Source organism: Notoacmeibacter sp. MSK16QG-6 (assembly GCF_024158145.1).
Lineage (GTDB): Bacteria > Pseudomonadota > Alphaproteobacteria > Rhizobiales > Rhizobiaceae > Notoacmeibacter.
The window spans coordinates 1043739-1064807 of the sequence record NZ_JAMYXM010000001.1 but is presented as its reverse complement, the minus strand read 5'-3'; the positions used below and the strand labels follow the sequence as shown (position 1 = coordinate 1064807).

Annotated in this window: 21 protein-coding genes; 11 read left to right on the top strand and 10 right to left on the bottom strand. The window is 59.5% G+C overall.

The genetic code is table 11. The features are described 5' to 3' along the window. Positions 1-81: 81 nt before the first annotated feature. The 9 genes from NIM86_RS05050 to NIM86_RS05010 form a co-directional block, all read right to left on the bottom strand. Positions 82-846, bottom strand: a complete 765-nt coding sequence (locus NIM86_RS05050) for a molybdopterin-synthase adenylyltransferase MoeB (protein ID WP_253379688.1) — start codon at positions 844-846, stop codon at positions 82-84. Continuing rightward, positions 843-2033 (bottom strand): DNA replication/repair protein RecF, encoded by a 1191-nt coding sequence (gene recF, locus NIM86_RS05045; RefSeq protein ID WP_253379687.1) that lies wholly within the window; start codon positions 2031-2033, stop codon positions 843-845. Before recF ends, NIM86_RS05050 begins: the two co-directional genes overlap by 4 nt. An 11-nt stretch (positions 2034-2044) precedes the next feature. Further along, complete coding sequence (gene dnaN / locus NIM86_RS05040) at positions 2045-3166, bottom strand: DNA polymerase III subunit beta (RefSeq protein WP_253379686.1); 1122 nt, start codon at positions 3164-3166, stop codon at positions 2045-2047. 191 nt (positions 3167-3357) lie between these two features. After that, positions 3358-4779: a chromosomal replication initiator protein DnaA gene (gene dnaA, locus NIM86_RS05035; protein WP_253380734.1), complete on the bottom strand. Its 1422-nt coding sequence runs from the start codon at positions 4777-4779 to the stop codon at positions 3358-3360. A 932-nt stretch (positions 4780-5711) separates the two neighbouring features. Beyond that, a complete protein-coding gene (gene rpsT, locus NIM86_RS05030) occupies positions 5712-5978 on the bottom strand; it encodes a 30S ribosomal protein S20 (RefSeq protein WP_253379685.1) in 267 nt (88 codons plus the stop codon). Positions 5979-6145: 167 nt separating this feature from the next. Continuing rightward, on the bottom strand, positions 6146-7039 hold the full coding sequence (gene mutM / locus NIM86_RS05025; protein WP_253379684.1) for a bifunctional DNA-formamidopyrimidine glycosylase/DNA-(apurinic or apyrimidinic site) lyase: 894 nt from the start codon (positions 7037-7039) through the stop codon (positions 6146-6148). A gap of 85 nt (positions 7040-7124) precedes the next feature. Continuing rightward, positions 7125-7736, bottom strand: a complete 612-nt coding sequence (locus NIM86_RS05020; protein ID WP_253379683.1) for a TadE/TadG family type IV pilus assembly protein — start codon at positions 7734-7736, stop codon at positions 7125-7127. Positions 7737-7776: 40 nt separating this feature from the next. Next, a complete protein-coding gene (locus tag NIM86_RS05015; RefSeq protein WP_253379682.1) occupies positions 7777-8322 on the bottom strand; it encodes a TadE/TadG family type IV pilus assembly protein in 546 nt (181 codons plus the stop codon). Positions 8323-8418: 96 nt separating this feature from the next. Next, on the bottom strand, positions 8419-8820 hold the full coding sequence (locus NIM86_RS05010) for a pilus assembly protein N-terminal domain-containing protein (RefSeq protein ID WP_253379681.1): 402 nt from the start codon (positions 8818-8820) through the stop codon (positions 8419-8421). A 262-nt stretch (positions 8821-9082) separates the two neighbouring features. Here NIM86_RS05010 and NIM86_RS05005 point away from each other — a divergent pair, with 262 nt between their 5' ends. From NIM86_RS05005 to NIM86_RS04965, 9 genes are all read left to right on the top strand, one after another. Beyond that, complete coding sequence (locus NIM86_RS05005) at positions 9083-9250, top strand: Flp family type IVb pilin (RefSeq protein ID WP_253379680.1); 168 nt, start codon at positions 9083-9085, stop codon at positions 9248-9250. Positions 9251-9359: 109 nt separating this feature from the next. After that, a complete protein-coding gene (locus NIM86_RS05000) occupies positions 9360-9899 on the top strand; it encodes a prepilin peptidase (RefSeq protein WP_253379679.1) in 540 nt (179 codons plus the stop codon). A 120-nt stretch (positions 9900-10019) separates the two neighbouring features. Beyond that, the gene (cpaB, locus tag NIM86_RS04995) at positions 10020-10817 is read left to right on the top strand and encodes a Flp pilus assembly protein CpaB (protein WP_253379678.1); all 798 of its coding nucleotides are present in this window, start codon (positions 10020-10022) and stop codon (positions 10815-10817) included. A gap of 32 nt (positions 10818-10849) precedes the next feature. After that, a complete protein-coding gene (locus tag NIM86_RS04990; protein WP_253379677.1) occupies positions 10850-12283 on the top strand; it encodes a type II and III secretion system protein family protein in 1434 nt (477 codons plus the stop codon). A gap of 13 nt (positions 12284-12296) precedes the next feature. Continuing rightward, positions 12297-12974, top strand: a complete 678-nt coding sequence (locus NIM86_RS04985; RefSeq protein WP_253379675.1) for a CpaD family pilus assembly lipoprotein — start codon at positions 12297-12299, stop codon at positions 12972-12974. A 31-nt stretch (positions 12975-13005) separates the two neighbouring features. After that, positions 13006-14295, top strand: a complete 1290-nt coding sequence (locus NIM86_RS04980; protein ID WP_253379673.1) for a CpaE family protein — start codon at positions 13006-13008, stop codon at positions 14293-14295. 31 nt (positions 14296-14326) lie between these two features. Then, positions 14327-15784 carry a CpaF family protein gene (locus tag NIM86_RS04975; RefSeq protein WP_253379671.1) on the top strand — a complete coding sequence of 486 codons (1458 nt, stop codon included), beginning with the start codon at positions 14327-14329 and terminating at the stop codon, positions 15782-15784. A 4-nt stretch (positions 15785-15788) separates the two neighbouring features. Beyond that, complete coding sequence (locus NIM86_RS04970; RefSeq protein WP_253379669.1) at positions 15789-16808, top strand: type II secretion system F family protein; 1020 nt, start codon at positions 15789-15791, stop codon at positions 16806-16808. A 4-nt stretch (positions 16809-16812) separates the two neighbouring features. Then, positions 16813-17793, top strand: a complete 981-nt coding sequence (locus NIM86_RS04965) for a type II secretion system F family protein (RefSeq protein WP_253379667.1) — start codon at positions 16813-16815, stop codon at positions 17791-17793. Between the two features lie 85 nt (positions 17794-17878). On the opposite strand, the gene NIM86_RS04960 is transcribed toward NIM86_RS04965, so the two are convergent. Then, on the bottom strand, positions 17879-18562 hold the full coding sequence (locus NIM86_RS04960) for a tetratricopeptide repeat protein (protein ID WP_371872835.1): 684 nt from the start codon (positions 18560-18562) through the stop codon (positions 17879-17881). 258 nt (positions 18563-18820) lie between these two features. Between NIM86_RS04960 and NIM86_RS04955 the strand changes: the two genes are divergently transcribed. Together NIM86_RS04955 and NIM86_RS04950 are read left to right on the top strand one after the other, a co-directional pair. After that, positions 18821-20191: a M17 family metallopeptidase gene (locus NIM86_RS04955; RefSeq protein ID WP_253379664.1), complete on the top strand. Its 1371-nt coding sequence runs from the start codon at positions 18821-18823 to the stop codon at positions 20189-20191. Positions 20192-20193: 2 nt separating this feature from the next. Next, complete coding sequence (locus NIM86_RS04950; RefSeq protein WP_253379662.1) at positions 20194-21045, top strand: NlpC/P60 family protein; 852 nt, start codon at positions 20194-20196, stop codon at positions 21043-21045. Positions 21046-21069 lie beyond the last annotated feature (24 nt).

Genomic DNA, 21069 nt, shown 5'->3' with positions numbered 1-21069 from the left:
TCTGCATAGTCCGCATAGCCGTCATTTAGGCTCGGTCGGAGAGACCGCTTTTCTGTATTGAAGAGCGCCATCGTTTCATTTTCACGCGGCCCGCTTCCCACGATACCGGATCGTCTCGAACCGTGCGGCGAGGCTGTCATAGAGGAGGAGCCGCCCGATCAGCGGTTCGCCCGCCCCGGTAATCAGCTTGATGACTTCCATCGCCTGCAGCGCGCCGATCACGCCGGTCAGCGCGCCGATCACCCCGGCCTCCGCGCAGGAGGGCACCGTGCCGGGGGCGGGCGGTTCGGGGAAGAGATCGCGATAGGTCGGGTTGGGCCGCCCGTCCTCATCTTCCGTCCAGGGCTGAAGGACCGTCAGCGATCCATCGAACCGGCCGACGGCGCCGGTCACGAGCGTCACCCTATGTTTGGCGCAGAGATCGGCCAGCAGATAACGCGTTTCGAAATTGTCCGACCCATCGACAACGATGTCGTATTGACCGATCAATTCCGCAGCGTTGGCTTCGGTCAATCGAGTCTCATGGACTTCCACCCGCACATGCGGGTTGATCTTCGCCAAGGCATCGGCAGCGCTTTCCACCTTTGCATTCCCGATCGCATCGGTCGAATGGATCACCTGGCGCTGAAGATTGGACAGCGAAACCGCATCGTCGTCGATCACGCCGAGCGCGCCGACACCCGCCGCAGCGAGATAGAGCAGGACGGGCGCGCCAAGACCGCCAGCGCCGATTACCAGCACCCGCGCCGCCTTCAGCTTTTGCTGACCCTCGCCGCCGATCTCCGGCAAAACGATATGCCGGGCGTAACGCCGCAATTCATCGGTGCTGAGGGCAGCATCGGTCATTCATCAGTCTCCATCGGCGGTGGACCCTTCGCGGGCTGCACCGTGCCATTTGACAGATGGAAAAATTGCGCCCGATCCGCAAGGGCGGCAAACAGATGTCCGTCCGTGCCGGTCATCCATGCCTGCCCGCCGAGCTCGTCAAGAATATCGAAGAGGGCGGCTCGTCGCCCCGCATCGAGATGGGCCGCCACCTCATCGAGAAGGAGGATGGGCGCCATGCCCGATTGCGTGGCGGTCAGCCGCGCATGAGCGAGAATAAGGCCGATGAGAAGCGCTTTCTGTTCGCCTGTCGAGCATAGCTTTGCCGCCATCGCCTTTGGCCGATGCTCGACCAGCAGGTCGCCGCGATGGGGTCCGGCCAGTGCCCGGCCTGCCATACGGTCGCGATATCGGCCACGGGCCAGTGCCGCGCGATAGGCTTCCGGCGTATCCGGCATATCGTCCTCGAAGCCCGGCAGAAGCGACAGGTCCGATTTCGGGAAGGGAGAAGGTTCCGGCAGACGGTCGATCTGCCGCTGCAACGCTTCGACCAATTGACGGCGGGCCGTCATGATCGGCAGACCGGCCTCGGCCAGTTCCGTTTCGACGCTTTCGTACCAGAGATCGTCCCGCACATCGTCCGCGAACAGGCGATTTCGCTGACGCATGGCTTTTTCATAGGCGAGCGCCCGTCGCCCGTGGGATGGGTCGATTGCGAGAACCATCCGGTCGAGAAAACGTCGCCGGTCCGAAGCGCTGCCGGTAAAGAGCCCATCCATGGCGGGCAGGAGCCAGATGACGCGAAGCCATTCGGCCATGGCGTCGGCTGACTCGCTTGCCCCATTGATGCGAACGCGGCGTCCGCCTTCGCCGCCGGCGCCCACCGAACCGAGCGCACCGCCGGCAATAGTGCCGGTGCCGATTTCGGCGGCGCCCATCGCGCTCTCCACACCGGCGTGGATGGCGAAACCCTCCGTGCCCTTGGCGGCCATCTCGGCATAGGTTGCGCGTCGAAAGCCACGCCCCGGCGACAGCAGCGAAACGGCTTCCAGAATATTGGTCTTGCCCGCGCCGTTTTCGCCAAACAGTACGACGTGGCGATGGTCGAGACTCAGCGAGAGCGACGCGTGACTACGAAAATCGGTCAGGCGAAGCGCCGTGATCGAGACCTGCGGAACGGCATCGGACGATGCCGGGACTTTGTTCAACGGATCGCCGGTCAGACGCGCATCGGCATGAGAACGTAGAGGGTCTGCTCGTCGTCCTCATCGGTGATGAGCGTCGGTGAGCCGGCATCGGCCAGCAGGAAGACGGCCTCGTCCCCATTCAACTGCGCGGTAACGTCGAGCAGGTACTTCGCATTGAAACCGATATCCATCGGATCGGCCTCGTAACCGGCCTGCAACTCCTCGGTAGCGCTGCCGCTATCGGGGTTGTTGACTGTCAAAACGATCTGCTCGTCTCCCACGGAGAGCTTGACCGCGCGGCCGCGCTCCGACGAAATGGTGGAAACGCGGTCCACAGCCGCGGCAAAGCGGTCGCGTTCCAGCACGAGACGCTTGTCGTTGCCGGTTGGAATGACGCGCTGATAGTCGGGGAAGGTGCCGTCGATCAGTTTGCTCGTCAGGACGACTTCACCGGCGGTAAAGCGGATCTTGGTGTCGGAAAGCTCCACCTTCACCGTCGCTTCTTCCGGCAGGTCGAGCAGCTTTTGCAATTCCGCCACCGTCTTCCGCGGCACGATAATCCCTGGCATTCCCTCAGATCCGGCGGGCGCCGCCATCTGGGTACGCGCTAGGCGGTGGCCATCCGTCGCGACGGCTCGCAGCATCAGGTCGCCATCGCTCTCAATCGCGTGAAGATAGATACCGTTCAGGTAATAGCGTGTTTCTTCGGTAGAGATCGCAAACTGCGTCTTGTCGATCAGGCGCTTCAGTTCCGCTGCGGCAACCTCGAACTGGTGAGAGAATTGCCCCGCCATCAGTGCAGGAAAATCGCCCTGCGGCAGACATTGCAGGCGGAAAGACGACCGACCCGATGCCACGCTCATGGCCCGCCCATCCTCGTCCATGGTGAGGCCAACCTCCGCGCCGTCCGGCAGCTTGCGGACGATATCGTGAAGCAGATGAGCCGGCACGGTGGTGCCGCCTGCCACGTCGATCGTTGCCGGCACGGCCTCGGTCACTTCGAGATCGAGGTCCGTGGCCTTGAGCTGCAGAGCGCCGCTATCGGCGGAGAGCAGCACATTTGACAGGATCGGAATGGTGTTCCGGCGCTCGACCACACGATGCACATGGCCGAGAGACTTCAGCAAATTGGAGCGCTCGAGTGTGACACGCATGGCGACCTGACTTCCTTCGAAAAACAATAGAACCGACAAAAGAGCCGGCGCACCGTCAGCGGTCGCCGGTCAGTCCTGCAAAGGAGCATTTTTCAGGGTGCAAAGGCAAGCGAAACGGCACATTTGCCGCTTCGCTTGCCAAGGCCTGTGGAAACGTGCCGGTCCGCCTAGAAACACTAGACCCGCTTCGCTCAGGCCTGTTCGTTGATGAGCCGCTTGAGAAGCTCGACCTCTTGCGCAAGCTTCTTGTCCTTCTCGATCAGCCCCTCGATCTTGCGAACCGCGTGAAGAACCGTGGTGTGGTCTTTCCCGCCGAAGCGTCGGCCGATTTCAGGCAGGCTGCGCAGTGTCAGAACCTTGGACAGAAACATGGCGATCTGGCGCGGAAGCACGACCGTGCGGGTCCGCCGGTTGCTCAGCAGTTCGGTCTTCGAAACATTGTAATGCTTGGCGACCACGCGCTGGATGTCTTCGATGCGAATGCGCTTCGGCTCGCCCTGCTTGTAGATGTGCGCCAGAAACTCATCGACCTTCTCGATGGTCATTTCCGGCTCGAGGCTCTGGCGGAACAGAAGTTGGTTGAAAGCGCCTTCCAGTTCGCGGCCAGAGCCGGTCACCGTATTGGCGATATGTTCCAGAACCTCTTCCGAAATGACCAGCGACGGGTCGTCGTGCTGAGCGGATTCCAGTTTGCCGCGCAGCATGCGGAGGCGCATGGAATCGTCCGGCCGCCCCATTTCGAGAATAACGCCCCCATTGAGGCGTGAGCGCACGCGCTCTTCCAGGGACTCCAGCTCGCCGGCAGGCCTGTCGGCAGCCACCACAACCTGCTTGGCGCTGTCGAGCAGCGTGTTGATCAGATGACAGAACTCGTTCTGAATCGTCTTGCCCTGCAGGAACTGCATGTCGTCGATGATCAGTAGATCGATATCGCGCAACTGCTCCTTGAAGGACAGGGCATTGTTGTCCCGAATGGCGGTTGCGAAACGCCACATGAAATATTCGGCCGTCAGATAGACGACGCGGGCATCGGTGTTCTTGCGGATCGCCTCATCGGCGATGGCCTGCAGCAAATGGGTTTTGCCAAGTCCCACCGAGGCGTGAATGTAGAGTGGATTGAAACGGACGGATCCACTGCCGGATTCGGAAACGGCTCGTGCAGCGGCATGGGCAACGCGATTGCTCGGTCCTTCCACAAAGCTGTCGAAAGTAAAGCGCGGATCGAGCGGCGAGCCGAAAATGCCATGGCGAATATCGGGAAGCTTGCTGGGGCGTGGCGCTGCAGCCGGGCTCTTGGCCGAATGCGCGCGACTGGGTTGCATCTCGCTGCCCGTCTCGCGTCCGAATTCGCCGGCTACGACGGTAGCGCGCGGCAAACGGGCGGCGCTGCGTACCAGAACCTCGACCTTAAGTGTTTCAGGCCGCTCTTCTTTCCAGATTTCCAGCAGCGTATCGAGATAATGGCTGTTGATCCAGGACCGTAGAAAGGTCGTGGGTACGGATAGACGTATGATCGGCCCGTTCACTTCCATCAGCATCATGCGGCCAAACCACGAACTGAAAACTTCCTGACCTAAAGCCGATCGCAGACGCTGTCGGACACGTTCGAACATCTCCAGAAGAGCTGGCGATACCTCACCGTCATCTCCCGCTGCTCCGCCATCAGATAGGACGGTCCCCTTATTATGGGTGCCCTTCTGCTGATCGACCTGTCTCACCGCTCCACCTCGCTTTTGTCCGCCGCGTCTATTCGCTTCTCGCGCTTACGCGCGAGGACTGTTCCCAATCGCCAAACTGTCGACTGCCGAGGTAAACCTCGTTCATCCCGCGCGACCGCTGGCCGCGTGGACATGTCGACTGGCAGGCCATATCCGATTTCGGATTGGCTTCTTCTTTTTTTGTCACGATATCCTGTTCGGGAATATCGTGTCGGACGTCCATCAGCCCAATCGACAAAGCTCCGCCACAGCCGTCGGACGTTGCCGACGATCTTGCATGAAAGCGCAGCTAAAGATGTTCAGTCAGGCGGGAGATGTCGTCCCCCTCTCTAGTGGGCACACTCTACAGAAGGACGATCCAAACTTACAAGCCTCAAATGGGGGAGTGATTTTCAAATGCACAACCTGAAGATGCATTAGCCGATCCTGTCGGCACTAAAGCCTTGGGATTCTGTTACCTTCCTGTCATGAACGGCTGATCGGCTGGATCGGTAAAAAAAATTATATCTTTTTAGTTGACTCTGAGCCTATTTCGATTCTCTGCAAAACGCACTGGAGAAGCTGTGGATTTTATCTCGTAACATACTGATAGTATGGAGAAATATTTAATAAGGGTGAACATAAGAGGGCCAAGCTTTTCGCTAAGTTATATCGCTCCTGCCGCATATGGAAGCGGTTTGACCACTCTTTAGGCGGCCTCGACCGAAACGGGTGGGATCGACGAGAAAAACCGGTCCTAAAATGCGAAAGGCCTGCTGCGCGTGCAACAGGCCTGCCACAATTATTTCAGCACTAGGTTGTATAGTGCCAGCGTTACCCGAACAGGTTCAGGCGCCGATCGACTTGATGCGGTGCGAAAGGCGGGACACCTTACGGGAAGCGGTGTTTTTGTGGATGATACCGCGATTGGCTGCGCGCATGATCTGCGGCTGCGCCAGGCGAAGCGCTTCCTGCGCAGCGTCCTTGTCGCCAGCAGCGATCGCTTCTTCGACCTTGCGGACATAGGTGCGCATGCGGGTGCGACGCGACTTGTTGACAGCGGTCCGGGCGGCGATCTTGCGGGTGGCCTTTTTGGCCGATGGCGTATTGGCCATAGCGAATATCCTTGCGTGTCTGGGTTCTCGACCCGTCAACGGGTGGCGAAACAAAGCAGGCGGCCGTTTCGGGCCGCCAAGGTTGGGGCGCTTTTAGCCACGGTCCGGCAATGCGTCAAGCAGAAAGGGTTGAAATCTTGCCGCGTCTCTCGCCCTCGGAAAGAAGCCTAACGCTGACAAACGGGGCAGTGGAAAGTCGAACGGCCGCTCTGCACAATCCGCTTGATAACGCCATTGCATTCTTCACGCGGGCAGTCTCGTCCCTCGCGGTCGTAGACCTTGAAGCGATGTTGAAAATAGCCCAGCGTTCCATCGGCGCGGATATGATCGCGTAGCGACGAGCCGCCGGCCTCCACGGCCTCTGTCAGGACAGATCGGATGGCGCTAGCGAGGCGGTCGGCGCGTTCGGTTGGGCCGCCATTTTTCCGCACGATGGAGCCGGCGCGGCGGCGGGGCGAAAGGCGCGATAGCCATAAAGCCTCGCAGACATAGATATTGCCAAGTCCGGCGATCAACCTCTGATCCAGCAACGCCGCCTTGAGCGGCGCGATCCGCCCGGCCATCAGCCGTGCCAGTTCAGTTCCGCCAAGTGCGTTGCCTAACGGCTCCATGCCCAGTCCAGACAATGCGGGATGACGATCCAATTCGCTTGTCCGGGATTGAAGCAGAAAACCGAACCTTCGGGGATCGTTGTAGATGACGCGCCCGACCGGCTTGCCGAGGCAGGCGATATCCAGAACGAGATGATCGTGGGGGCCAGATTTGCCTTTTGGATGATAAGTCGCAGCGGTCGGTTTGGATAAACCGTCGCTTTCAATCCGCCAGGAACCGCTCATGCCGAGATGGCTGATAAGCGTCATATCATCGTCGAGATGAAACAACAGGTACTTCGCTCGTCGACCGAGACCGGTAATCAGGCGACCGTTGCAGATCTCTTCGATGTGATCCGGAAGGGGGAAGCGCAAATCGGGCCGTCTTGCCTCGAAGCGTTCGATAGTTGCTCCTTCGAGAAAAGGAGCGAGGCCGCGGCGAACGGTTTCCACTTCCGGTAATTCGGGCATGGCTTCTTAGGAACCTGACTGGCTGCAGGGAAGACTCGCTTATGCAGATAAAAGTCCCTTTGGACCGGCGCAATAGGCGGTTCGGTTACGGCAGCGACCCGCAGTCGGAGCACGTAATTTCGTCTTCGTAGCGAGGGCGAAAATTGGCGGTGTCGGACAGGGCGATGCCGTCAAGATTTCCAGTGTATTCTGTGGAGCCGAGAGAAAGCGACTTGTAGCTGAGATCCGTCACGGCGCGCACAAGAAATGTGTCTTTCACCAGTAGATTGGCCGGCACGTCCGTTAAAACGGTGCCGGCCGCCACCGCCTGGCTAAGTGATCCACCCTTGGTTTTGGTGATCGACCATTTCACCTTCGCCTGGACGGTGCCGCTGCTATCGTCCATTTCTATGCCATACAAAGACATCGTCGGCTTTGAGCGACTATAAGGCTGGATGTTGGCCATGCCGATATCGAGCAATTCGCCCAGTTCAGAGGATGTGTAGCTATCGCCTTGGGTGACGAGGTCGGCCACCACACCGGCGGATCGGCTAATCTTCTTGGCCGCATCGATGCCTGCGGCAAGTTCGATCGAACCGAGATAAGCGACCAGCAGAAACGGCGCCACGATGGCAAATTCGGTAGCTGCCACGCCGCGCCTGTCCTGCCAGAGACGTTGCGCTGCGGATCGTGAACGTGATGCGACAGAATGGAGCATCGAAAATTTGTCCTTCCAGCGGCCGGTTGGGCAGATATCTTCAGTAGGGTTCGTTTCGCCACGTCGATGTATAGAAGAATTCCATCTTCGCATTGGGAGCGACGAGGCTGAGCAGATCGATCATGGTAGGTCTCGGATACACGGTCTTCAGCGTGTGAATGGTGGACGATCCACCGACGCTGACGCCCCATCCTGCGGTGTCGATGGAGCCATCGCCCAACAGTGAGATCTGCGAAGCCGAAGCTGCAGCCGAAAAACTGCCCTGATTTTGCAGATAGACCGATATTTCGTTTTTGCAGTTATTGCCGGCAAGAAGCGAAAGCGTGTCGCAAATCTGAGTCTTGACCCAGTCATCGGTCACGACGGTCTGCTGACCGGTACGGATCTTTCGAACGACTTTTTCACTTCCGTTGGCGAGCAACTGGCCAGCAGCAAACCCCAGAGAAACCTCGATGATCGAAAAAACGAGGACAAGAAACGGGATCAGAAGAAACGAAAATTCGACCGCGGTCGCGCCGGAACGGTGCCGCAGGAACCGTTTCGGAAGACAACGCCATCTGCCCGAACTATTCTGTTTCAAATCCATGGAAGCCCGTCTCGTTGGATTTTCATCCAAGTGAGCTTAGGCCAAGAATCTTCATGAAGTGTTGCGTGGACCGATAGAGTTCGACGTCTGCCGCGCCTATCCGTCGTTCTCGCCGTCAGTACCGCCGATCGTATCCTTTTCGCAGACGGGCAGGCAGGTCATCATTTCAACATCGTCACGCCTGTAGAGTCGTACGGAGCCCTTACCCTGACGGCTGACGATAACCGGCTGATCGACGATCGGCTCGCCCGCAGCATTGAAGACGACCAGATTGGTACTGCCATAGGTCCGGCCGGTCAGCACGAGGGTTCGCGAATCCTTCACCGTTACGTCAGCGACGGTAGGCTCGCCCACGATAACGGTCTCGGCAGGTTCCACCAGTTTGACGATCCGGGCATTCCCCTTGTCGATGGAAATGCCCTCCGCAGCCTGGGCGGCAACAATGCCCGTAGCAAGCGCTCCGCTGATCGAAAGAGTAGTGAGAAGCGCAAGGCGCATGGCGGATTATCCTGAAAGAGGCGGGTCGATGGAAGGATGGATGGGTTTGGTGAAATATTGGTTAAGCCCGTTATTTCGCGGATCAATCGTCAGTGACCGGCCGCCCTAACATACCTCTGCGTCAGCTTTTTCGGGTCAGGCAATCCGTTAACCATATTTGCTAACGAGCATGAAACAGGTCGGCGGTAGATTGGCCGCATCCGATCAACGGGCAGACAATGTTGACGGACGTGCTGTGCAACCTGAACCAGGAGCTTTTACAATGACCAAGCTGATTGCTCGTTTCGCCAAAGATGAATCCGGCGCAACCGCTATCGAATACGGCCTGATCGCTGCGCTGATCGCTGTGGCCATCATCACCGCAGTGACCGCTGTCGGCACCAACCTGAAGTCCAAATTCAGCTCGATCGCTTCTAGCATCAAAGGCTAAGTAATTTGAGCCTTTTCTAGGCTTTGAAAGGAAGATCACGGAAGGCGGGTCTTGCGATCCGCCTCCGTTAACGATTCTCAATTGATCTGGGACGTACAGGACCTAAGCGATGATCGAAGCTGTCATATTGGTGGTCTTTCCGTTCTGTATGATTTGGGCGGCAATCACCGACAGCCTATCGATGACTATCGCCAACCGTGTCTCCTTTACGCTTATTGCCATTTTTTTGCTCGTGGCTCTCACCACCGGCATGGGATGGTCTGATATCGGCTTGCACGCTGCGGTCTTTGCTGGCGTTCTCGCTGCCACCTTCGCGATGTTCGCGTTCGGTACGATGGGCGGTGGCGACGCAAAACTGATTGCCGCAACGGCGCTCTGGATGGGGTGGGGCGACCCCCTAGTGTATTATCTTTTGGCAGCAAGCCTTCTGGGCGGAGTTGTGACCGTCGGCGTACTTTTATTCCGCCACAACGAAATCGTGCGTTTCTTTGCCGGTCGTGTACTTGGCCCCAATACCCAAATGCCCGCCTATCTGGAAGAAAACGATAGCGGCGTGCCCTATGGTCTTGCCCTCGGAATGGCTGGATTGATGGCATTTCCGCAGTCGCCAATTGCCCGCCTTGTCATCGAGAGCCTGGCGATAAGCTAACTCCAGATGCCGCTTTGCATTTTATTAAGTATGTCTGATCTTGATTGATTAACCGTAATCTAACGATTGCGGACGCAGATTCCCTTCGACGGGGCGAAACGCCCTTCAGAAGGAATCGGTATGAAGTCGTCTCAGATCATCGTTCTGGCTGTTGCGCTGGTCGCCGCCATCGGTGCTGGTATTCTGGCCAAGGGCTTTATGGACGAGCCCGCGCCCGTGCCGCAGCCTCAACTTTCAGAAACCTCTGAGCCTGCGCCTCCGCCCGTTGCGGTCGAAGAGGTGCTGGTCATGGTCGAGCCGATCGGCATCGGCGAGACGTTGATCCTGGAACAGATGCGTTGGCAGAAATGGCCTGCCGAGGTCGTCGATCCGAGCTACGTCGTCAAAAGCAAAGAGCCCGATGCCATAAACAAGCTGGTCGGCACGACCGTCCGGCTGCCGCTGACCGTCGGGGAGCCCATTCGCAAAAACAGGCTGGTCGGCTTCGGCAAGAATTACATGAGCGCTGTCTTGCCCAAAGGCATGCGCGCTCTGGCCGTCCGCGTCTCAAGTGAAAGCACTGGCGGCGGCTTCGTCCTGCCGAACGACTACGTCGACCTCATGGGCATCAAAACGGAAGACGGCACCGTCAACACCAACATCATTCTGGAAAATGTGCGTGTTCTGGCGATTGACCAGTTCTTCAAGCAGGGACCGGATGGGCCACAGACCAGCATAGGCCAGACCGCGACGCTGGAACTGTCTCCCGATGAGGTCGAACTCGTGACCGTAGCCCAGCAGACATACGACCAGATCTCTCTGGTCCTTCGCTCCGTCAAGGATGTCGGCATACGCGCGCCGCTACCGCCATTGGGTGAGCGGGAGGACCGACAGTCCAAGACCGTGCGCCTCATCAAGGGAGGTCAGGCATCGAAATGATGGACCGGGTAAAGCTGCAAGGAAAGATCATCATGAAACGCATTGCCGCCTGTGCCCGGCGTCTGGCCGTGGTTCTTCTGGCCAGCGCGACGGGGCTGACCCCGGCAGCGCTGCCGGCGATGGGGCAGGGCGTCAATATTTTGAGTACCAGTACGGATCAGGAAGTGAAGCTGGGCCTCGATAAATCCATCGTCGTCGATTTGCCGGCGGATGCGACCGATATTCTTGTCGCCAACCCGGAAGTCGCCGATGCCGTGACGCGCACATCACGCCGCATCTACTTCTTTGGCAAGAAGGTCGGACGCACCAATGTTTTCGTCTTCGGTGCAGGCGGCAATCAGCTCGCGTCTTTCGATCTTGTCATCGAGCGCGACGTGGCAGGACTGGTCCAGTATCTTCGCCGCTTCTTGCCGACGGCCAATATTGATGCCGAAATCGTCAACGACAACGTCGTCCTGACAGGCACAGTCCGCTCGCCTCTCGATGCCTCCAAGGCTGAGCAATTGGCGACCATCTATGTGACGGGTGGCGAAGCCACTGGCGGTGAAGTCATCGCGACCGATATTAACGGCCTGACATCGGAGAAGACCTCCTCAATCGTCAATCTGCTCCAGCTCGTCGGGCAGGATCAGGTGATGTTGCGTGTGACGGTGGCGGAAGTGACCCGCCGCGCGCTGAAGGATCTCGGCGTCAATCTCTCGCTCAACAGCGCGACTGGATCGAGCGCATTCAACCTGACCGGAACCTCTGAAGCGGGCCAATTGACGTTGGGCGGCTCCGGCACCATCGGCGGATATGAGCTGGACGCCACACTCAATGCGCTGGAGCAGAACGGCGTCATGAGAACGGTTGCCGAACCGACCCTTGTCGCGGTGTCTGGCAGGGAGGCCACGTTCCAGGTCGGCGCGGAAGGTACGGTGACGGTGGTTGGCGATGACAACTCATCGACCGAGTCCGTCGAATACGGTGTGACGCTGAATTTCACGCCGACCGTGCTGGCCGAGGGACGGATCGCGCTTCAGATCGAAACCGAATTGAACGAGCCAACCAATGAACTGACCATTGAGGCCGGCTCCAATGCGACCGTTCAGCAACGCAAGACACGCCGCGCTTCGACTGAGGTGGAGATGTCCTCCGGCGGTACCATGATGATGGCCGGGTTGATCCGCGATCAGTTCTCGATCGATCAGAACCGGACCCCCGGTCTCGGGCGCATCCCGATTTTCGGCACCCTCTTTCGTGAGCGTAGCTACGAACGGACTGAAACCGAATTGGTTGTGATCGTGCGGCCGTTCCTGGTTCGACAGACCAGCCCAGACCAGATCCAGCGTCCGGATTACGGCTTTGAGCCGGCGGCCGACGGTCCTCAGAATTTCCTCGGCCGCGTGAACCGCCTCTACGGCGTGGCGCGCAAGAAGAGCACTCTTCCGGCCTGGCGCGGCAATGTCGGCTACATCTACAAATAAGGGGCGTCCTGCCATGACCACGACAATAAGACGGCATGATCGGTTGCGGAACGCCCTTGGAATTTCCGTGCGGGCCGGCATCGCCCTGGCGCTCGCTGCCAGCCTCGCCGGCTGCGGCAAGCTGCATCGGGATAAGATCGTAACCGGCGCGATCAAGGATCGGGTCGAGATCAACCACCCGATCCGCTTGGGCGCCAAGACAACGAAACTGGAGTTTCCGGTTCTCGCAGGGGCGTCGGCGCTCACTTATGAGCAGAGGGAAGTCGTGGAAGGCTTTGCCGCCGGTTGGGACCCCCGCGCCGGTGGCGGATTTCAGATTCTGATACCCAAAGGCATGCCCAACTCCTTCGCGGCGGAAGCTGTCGCGGGCGATATGGTGCAATCGCTGACCCAGATCGGCGTGCCAGCCACGATGATGGCGGCCTACGATTACACACCGGCAACGCCGCAACAGTCCAAGCTGATCCTCCTGCGAACCGGCCTGGGTGCGATTCCGCCTGTCTGCGGCGATTATTCGGAGAACATGATCGATAATTCCGAGAACCGTCACTATCGGGATTTTGGTTGTTCCACCCAGGCCAATATCGCCGCCATGCTTGACAATCCGACGGACCTTCTCGGCCCACGCCGCATGACCCCGCCCGATATCGAGGCGCGTTCAAACGCGATCGATACCTATCGCGACCGATAATTTGCATGAGAACCGCCGTTCGGAGCCGACAATGTCTGTAGAGCCACTCCACACTGAGCCCGGTCTAGAGGAAGGCGAAGTCACGCTGTCAAGCCGTGACAGGGACAAACTCGACAGTGCGCGACCGATCCCTCGTATCACCATCCATGCATGGTGCGATTCTGCCGGTGTTCAACAGCCGATCGAAAGAGCGGCTCAGGATCGGCGCATGGCGCGCGCTCATGTGACCGTTCATACCGGTGGTGTTCGTGCAGCAGCGGAATATTACGCGCAGAACACCACGCCAAACCTGCTGCTTGTGGAAACGCGGGTCGAACCCGAATACATCATGAAGCAGCTCGCCAATCTGGCTGAGGTTTGCGATTCCTCGACGCGGGTCGTTGTGATCGGGCACTTCAACGATGTCTCGCTCTATCGCGAAATGATGCGGAGCGGCATTTCCGAATATATGGTTGCGCCTGTTTCGCTCGCCGATCTGATCGCGGCTATCGAGACCATCTATTCGACGGAGAACGAAGCTCCGCTCGGTCGCTCCATCGCCTTTGTCGGCGCGAAAGGCGGTGTCGGCGCGTCGACCATCGCTCACAATGTGGCGTGGGCCGTCACCAATCTTTTCGAGAACGATGTCGTTATCGCCGATATGGATCTGGCATTCGGCACGGCGAACATCAATTTCGATCAGGACCCCGCCCAGGGCATTGCCGAGGCCGTATTCTCACCGGAGCGCGTGGACGAGACCTATCTGGATCGCCTGCTATCGAAATGTTCTGACCGGCTGTCCCTCCTGGCGGCGCCGTCAACGCTCGAACGCGTCTACGATTTCGACGAGGCGGCTTTTGCTTCGATTGTCGAGGTCATGCAGGCGACCACCCCGATTGTCATTCTCGACGTGCCCCATAGCTGGCACGCCTGGACGCGCCGGACACTCGCTGAAGCTGATGAAATCGTCATCGTGGCGACGCCGGAACTGACCAATCTTCGCAACGCCAAAAACATTATCGACACGATGAAACGGTTGCGGCCGAACGATCCGCCGCCGCATCTGATTATCAATCAGGCCGGAATGCCAAAACGCCCGGAAATCGATCCGGCCGACTTCGTCGACCCGCTCGGCATCAAGCCTTTGGCTGTCATCCCGTTCGATCCTCAACTTTTTGGCACGGCCGCGACGAATGGCCAGATGCTGGAGGAAATGACGCCGGATCACGCGGTCGTCCAGAAAATCAACGAAGTGGCGCGAGTTCTGACTGGACGTCGGGAGCTCAAAGCCGGCTCGACCGGCATGTTGCATTCGATTTTGAAGAAGCTGAAGGGCCAGTAAGCCTTTTCGACCCGAGGGTGGTACGCAAATAATGTTCGGCAAGAAGGCAGCGGAGACAACAAGGCGGAAGGGCCCCGATTTTCGGGCGCCGCCGGGTGATACGCTGACGAAGGAACGGAAAGCGGATGGCGCCGCACCGGCCCCGGAAGCAAAGCCTGCTCCGTCGGCGGCAAAGCCCGCGCGCCGGCCTTCCCCTCGCAACGAATCCTATTATGACACCAAGAGCCAGGTCTTTTCCGCGCTGATCGATACGATCGATCTGTCGCAGCTGGCGCGTCTGGACGCCGATGCCGCGCGCGAGGAAATCCGCGACATCGTCAACGACATCATCGCGATCAAGAACTTCGCGATGAGCATCGCAGAGCAGGAGGATCTGCTCGAAGACATCTGCAATGACGTTCTGGGCTTCGGCCCGCTGGAGCCGTTGCTGGCGCGCGATGATATCGCCGATATCATGGTCAACGGCGCCAAGGACGTTTACATCGAAGTCGAAGGCAAGACCGAACGCACCGATATCCAGTTCCGCGACAATCAGCAGCTTCTCAACATCTGCCAGCGGATCGTCAGTCAGGTCGGCCGCCGCGTCGACGAGAGTTCGCCGATCTGTGACGCGCGCCTCATGGATGGCAGCCGCGTCAACGTGATTGCGCCGCCGCTCGCCATCGACGGCGCTGCGCTGACCATTCGTAAGTTCAAGAAGGACAAGCTGACGCTGGAGGAGCTGGTCCGCTTCGGCTCGATTTCGCCCGAAGGTGCCCGCATTCTTCAGATCATCGGCCGCGTCCGCTGCAACACGATCATCTCGGGCGGAACAGGCTCCGGTAAGACGACCCTCCTCAACTGTCTGACGCGCTATATCGATACCGACGAGCGCATCATCACCTGCGAAGATTCTGCGGAACTGCAGCTTCAGCAGCCGCATGTGGTCCGCCTGGAAACACGACCGCCAAATCTGGAGGGCGAGGGCCAGGTGACGATGACCGACCTCGTCAAGAACTGCCTGCGTATGCGTCCGGAGCGGATCATTGTCGGTGAGGTCCGTGGCCCAGAGGTGTTCGACCTTCTGCAGGCGATGAACACGGGCCATGACGGGTCGATGGGCACCATCCACGCCAACACGCCACGCGAATGCCTCAGCCGTATGGAATCCATGATCGCAATGGGCGGTTGGGCGCTGCCTCAAAAAACTGTCCGGGAGATCATTGTCGGCTCGGTGGATGTCGTGGTGCAGGCCGCGCGTATGCGCGACGGTTCACGCCGCATCACCCAGATCACTGAAGTGCTCGGCATGGAAGGCGATGTCATCATCACGCAGGATCTCCTGAAGTACGAGATCAGGGGCGAGGATGCGCAGGGGCGGATTCTCGGCGAGCATGTCGGTTGCGGAATCGGCCGCCCCGGTTTCTGGGACCGCGCCCGCTATTATGGCGAAGAAGCCCGGCTTGCCGAAGCGCTCGACGGTCTGGAAAAGGGCCGAAGCGAGGTTTAGCCGAATGTTCGGATTGTCGCTCAACCTGATTGCATTGATCGCTCTCGTCGGCCTCTCGGCTGGCGGCGTTGCTTACGCGCTGCTCTTCGGTCGCATCGAAAAGGAAAAGAAGGCAGACCGCCGTTTCGACCGGGTGAGACGGCAGGAAACCGATCAGTCGATCGTCCGCGCGCGCCGCGACAAGGTCAGCGATGCCGCCCGGCGGCGAAAATCGATCCAGGAAACGCTCAGCCAGCTGGACGAGAAGAACAAGGCCAAGGGCGTTGGCAATAAGAAGAAGCCGCCTCTGAAACAGATGATGAAACAGGCCGGCATCACGACATCGCTTATGACGATGCACGTCGTTTCGGTCACCATCGGCATCGTCCTCGCTGGTCTGATCTATCTCTTCCAGATCATGCCGACCTTTCTGCTGCCAGGGGTATTGCTCGCTGCCGGACTTGGTCTGCCGCGCTGGTATGTCAGTTGGCAGAGAAACCGGCGGATCAGGCAGTTTCTGGATCGGTTCGCCGATGCGCTGGAAGTGATCGGACGCGGCGTTCGTTCAGGTCTGCCGCTACCGGACTGCGTTCACCTGATCGCCGCGGAGGCGCCGGAACCCGTTCGCGGCGAATTTCGCCGTGTCATCGAACGGATGAATGTCGGCCTGTCACTGCCCGAGGCGATTGCGAAAATGCCGGAAACCATGCCCTGTCCGGAGGCCAACTTCTTCGGCATCGTCATCCAGATTCAGGCGCAGGCCGGTGGCAATCTCTCCGAGGCGATCGGCAATCTCGCCACTGTTCTGCGCGACCGTAAGAAGATGAAGGCCAAGGTGAAGGCGCTGTCGATGGAAGCAAAAGCGTCCGCCTACATCATCGGCTCGTTGCCAATTATCGTTGCCGGCCTGATCTTCGTGATCTCGCCGGGCTATATCATGCCTCTCTTCACCGATCCGACCGGTCATATTGCATTGGCGGTTGCCGCCGTTCTGATGGCGATGGGTATCTTTGTCATGAAGAAAATGATGAACTTCGAGGTCTAGACCCATGTTGAGCCTGGAAGACATTCTCGATCCGGCATTTCTGTTTTCGCTTCTGACGGCGCTCGCCGTTTTCGCCACGCTCTTCGCTCTGTTGCCGCAACTCGGCAAGGACCCGATGAAGAAGCGCATGAAAACGATGGCGCTGGAGCGCGAGGAGTTGCGGGCACAGCAACGAGCGCGCCTTGCGGCGGAATCGTCAGAGCGCCGCGCTGCCGGTCTCCGCGAAACGCAGAACGCCAAAATGACGCGAATTGTCGAAAAGCTCGATCTGCGGGCCGCGCTTGTCGATGAAGCGACTATGAAGATGATCCGCACGGCCGGTTATCGCGGCCAGGCGCCCGTAACGCGCTTCCTGTTCTTCAGGCTGGTCCTGCCGCTAGTGTTCCTGGCGCTGTCGTCTCTCTACATATTCGGCTTTGGTCTGCTGAAGGACCAGACGCTGATGGTGCGGATCGCAGTGGTGCTCGGCGCGACCTATTTTGGCTTTTATTTGCCTGTGCTCTTCATGAAGAACAAAGCGCAGAAACGAAGCGAATCGATCAGGAAAGCCTGGCCTGACGCCCTCGACCTCATGCTGATCTGCGTGGAGTCCGGCATCTCGATCGAGGCCGCGTTCCGGCGCGTCGCCGAGGAGATCGGCGCGCAATCGCTTGAGCTGGCCGAAGAACTGATGCTGACCACCGCCGAACTCTCCTATCTGGAGGACAGGCGCTCGGCTTATGACAACCTTGCAACCCGCACGCAGCTCGAGCCGGTCAAGAGCGTATGTCAGGCGTTGATCCAGTCGGAACGCTACGGCACCCCCATCGGTCAGGCCTTGCGTGTTCTGGCGAAGGAAAGCCGCGATCAGCGGATGAACGAAGCGGAGAAGAAAGCGGCAGCCCTGCCGCCGAAGCTGACCGTGCCGATGATCCTGTTTTTCCTGCCGGTGCTCTTCATCGTCATTCTGACGCCGGCCGGCATGGAAATTTCCCGTAACATGTAAAACGACCGCGCCCGACAAAAGCAGAAGCCCGCCGAGTTGGCGGGCTTTTGACTAAAGGGAAAAGCGAACCGGCATCGGTCTCAAGTCAATTTGTTGCATTGGCATCGTGGTTGGGGTTCGTGTCTTCCGCCGCCAGTTCGCTCCAGCTATTCTGCTGCTTCAGCATGGATTGGAGATAGGCGACATTGGCGTCGGCGTCGGCCTGCGACAATTCGCGCCGTGCAATGGCATGCGCTTCATCGAAGCGACCCTGCAGGCCGACGACCAGCGCGTAATTCTGCCGCACCCGGCTATCCGCGCCGGGCAGGCTTGCCGCGCGCTTCATATGCGCTTCTGCCGTGGCCAATTCGCCGGTCAGCACGTAGCTCATGCCGAGATTGGAATGGATCGACGATTCGTTCGGAGCAAGATCGAGCGCCTTGCGGTAGAGCGCCCGTGCTTCATCGTGCCGTCCGAGTTGATCGACGATAGCCGCTTCGGCCGATATCAATCGCCAGTTGGGATATTCCGGCGTTTGCGCGCGTCGCAGGGCGGGTAGCGCCTGATCGAATTGACCATTGGCCGCGAGCGCCTTGGCGTATTCCGCTTGGACGCCCCGATCGTTGGGATGAAGGATCACCGTCTTGCGCATCACCGCAAGGGACTGTTCGTTGCGGCCTTCCATGCGCAGGGCCGTGGCGTAGCGAAGGGCCGTTTCCCGATCCTTCGGATCGCGGATATAATTCGCGCCGATTGTTCGGGCCGTTGCGCCGACCTGCGATTGCGTCATGCCAGCCGACATGGATTTGCTGGCTGCACGTCCCGGCTTATTGGCGCACCCCGCCGCGCCGGTTAAAAAAAACGCCGCAACGCCGCAGGCGAAAAATGCACGGAAAGGCTTGTGAATGTAAACCATAGGGCACCTTCGAGCGAAGTCAGTTACGGCGCACTGCCGCTTTTCGCTTCCAGAAGTATTCTGTTAACCCTAACGCCTCGTTAATACCTCCTTATCCGGCGCTCCTGTCGCATCTGCAAAGGACCATACTGAATGCCCGTCGAACTGTTCGCCCGGCCGAAAGCCGGCTCCAAGCCAATCCACTGCATCGGCGAGGATGGGCTGGAAAACATGGATTTGCCCGAAAGAGCGCGCGCCTGGGCTGAAGCGACGGATTACAAGGCAAAGAATGGGAAGGTTCTGCTTGTCCCGGATACCGATGGAGGGATCGACTGCGCAATTATCGCGTTGGATGACAGTCCGGAGGATGCTCTTCACGCCGGCCAACTCGCCAGGTCTCTTCCGGCAGGCGACTGGCATTTTGAAAAGCCACCGCCAAATGCGGTTCTGGCGACGCTTGGCGCTGTGCTGGGCGGTTACGCCTTCACTGCCTATGGCAAGGAACCCAGCCGCCGGATCGGTCTGGCCTGCCCGGACGGCGTAGAGCCGGTCGAGATCGAGCGGCTCGCGCAGGGCACAGCGCTGACTCGCGATCTCATCAACACCCCAACCAACGATATGGGACCGGAGGCGCTGGAGCGGATTGTGCGGCAGCTTGGCGAAAAGCACGGCGCATCGGTTCAAGTCATTACCGGTGATGCGCTGCTGGACCGCAATTTACCGATGATCCACGCCGTCGGCCGCGCCAGCGCAGAAGCGCCGCGCCTGATCGATTTGACATGGGGGGACGAAAACGCACCGAAGGTGACGCTGGTCGGCAAGGGCGTCTGCTTCGATACAGGCGGACTCGACATCAAGCCGGCGGCTTCCATGCTGCTGATGAAAAAGGATATGGGCGGCGCGGCGAACGTGATCGGCCTGGCCTCGATGATCATGGCCGCCAAACTGCCGGTGCGCCTGCGCGTCCTTATTCCTGCGGTCGAGAATTCCATCTCCGCCAACGCCTTCCGTCCCTCGGATATTCTGAAAAGCCGCAAGGGCATCACGGTCGAGATCGGCAATACCGACGCCGAAGGCCGGCTGGTGCTGGCCGATGCGCTGGCGCTGGCAGACGAAGAAGCGCCGCAAATGCTGATCGATATGGCGACGCTGACCGGCGCGGCGCGCGTGGCGCTCGGACCCGAACTGCCGCCGTTCTTCACCGATGACGAATTGCTCGCCGCCGAACTTTCCGACGCCTCGCAAAAGACCGCTGATCCGCTTTGGCGGCTGCCGCTCTTCAAGCTTTACGCCGAGCGGCTGTCGAGCAAGGTCGCCGACACCAACAATATCACGTCGGACGGTTTCGCCGGCGCGATAACCGCCGCACTGTTTTTGCAAAAGTTTGTCGAGCGCGCGGAAAGCTGGGTGCATTTCGATATCTACGGCTGGACAAAATTCGCCAAACCCTGGGCGCCGGTCGGTGGCGAGGCGATGGGCATTCGCGCGATCGATCGTATGCTGCAACAGCGCTTCGGCAGATAACGATGAGCCTTGATCCGCGCCTTCACGCCTTTCGCGACGATCTGGCCGATGTACGGCTGGAAGGGCAGGTGCGCGCGGAACGCTTCGTGAAGGGCGAAGGGGCGCGCTGTATCGAACCCGTTGCCGACCTGCGCGCGGGCAGGGGACACGACACCGCCATCGGCAGCCAGCTTCTGCTCGGTGAGGAGGTACTTGTTTTCGAGCGCCGAGACGGCTGGGCCTGGGTGCAGAGCGCGCGCGACCGCTATGTCGGCTATGTCGAGGAGCGAGCGCTCGGCCCTGTCGATCCGCAGCCGACGCATACGGTCAGCGCGGCGCTGACCTTTGCCTACGCCGAGCCGGAACTACGGACGAAACCCGCACGAACCCTCTCGCTCGGCTCTGAGGTGACGGTGACGGACGAGGTTGAGCAGCGCGGCAACCGCTATCTCATTCTTTCGACGGGGGAGGCGGTCTTTCACCGCCACCTGACGCCGCTCGGCGCGCCGCTTTCGGACGACTATGTCGACATCGCCGAGAGCCTGATCGGCACCCCTTATCTCTGGGGTGGGGGCAGCGCCCTTGGCATCGATTGCTCCGGCCTTGTCCAGCTATCCCTCCGCCTTGCGGGGACGGAAGCGCAGCGCGATAGCGACATGCAGGCCGCCGGCCTCGGTGTGGAATTGCAGGAAGAACGCCTGCTTCGCCGCGGCGATCTGGTGTTCTGGAAGGGTCATGTCGGCATTATGGCCGATGAAGCGACTCTACTCCACGCCTCTGGTTACGCAATGGCTGTCGTCAAGGAACCACTGGCCGATGCGATTGCGCGGATCGGTACGGTGTATGGCGGCGTGACGGTACGAAGGAGGGTTTGAAAGCTTTGTGAGCGAAATCGTCTG